The organism is Spiroplasma sp. hy2, assembly GCF_044714365.1.
GTDB lineage: Bacteria > Bacillota_I > Bacilli_A > Mycoplasmatales > Mycoplasmataceae > Spiroplasma > Spiroplasma phoeniceum.
Genome location: NZ_RXFZ02000337.1, coordinates 1 through 604, shown reverse-complemented (window position 1 = coordinate 604; position 604 = coordinate 1). Strand labels below are relative to the sequence as shown.

The window sequence follows — 604 nt, the reverse complement described above, 5'->3', positions numbered from 1 at the left end:
DATAATAAATGATATTATGTAGTATGACACAGTAATTCAAGTGAAAATTGAAGAATTACAAAATTTAAAAATGATATAAAAACATCAAAAGAAAATGGAAAAAGAACAATTGTTAATGAAGATGGTGTAGAAAAATTATTTATACTTATGGAAACAATAGGTTTAATTAAAAATAAAGAAATAAAATTTCCAAAAGATATAGCAGTTCAATGAAATTCTTCATTTTCTTGAAAATTTAGTCAACCATATAGTGAAACAGTTTTTAAATCAATTTATTGTTGAAATTCATTAGATAAACAAGAACCTGACTTAATTATTGATAATAAAGGTAATATAAAAGTTAAAGGAGAATAAGCGAGCGGTTTAATCTCCTTTTTATTTATCTTGGATTAATTGTAATTTTAACAGGGTTAATACTTTTATTTTTAATTCCTAAAACATTTTGATTATAAAAATCTATTATAATGTCTTTGTTATTACCAAAATATTTATAAAACTTCATAGTACTATGATTAAGATACGCTAGTGATAATTCTAAATATAACACTTTTGAAAATCTAATTTTTAATTTTACATCATTAGTATAATATAATTGTAARYWTWT

1 protein-coding gene and 1 pseudogene are annotated in these 604 nt (G+C 20.4%); one reads left to right on the top strand and one right to left on the bottom strand.

The genetic code is table 4. The annotated features are described in order from the left end of the window. Positions 1-354, top strand: a pseudogene (locus EHV01_RS06390) (hypothetical protein); the annotation flags it as partial. A gap of 25 nt (positions 355-379) precedes the next feature. Here EHV01_RS06390 and EHV01_RS06385 read toward each other — a convergent pair. Then, the coding region (locus tag EHV01_RS06385; RefSeq protein ID WP_422066725.1) for a hypothetical protein at positions 380-604 on the bottom strand (225 nt) is incomplete at its 5' end.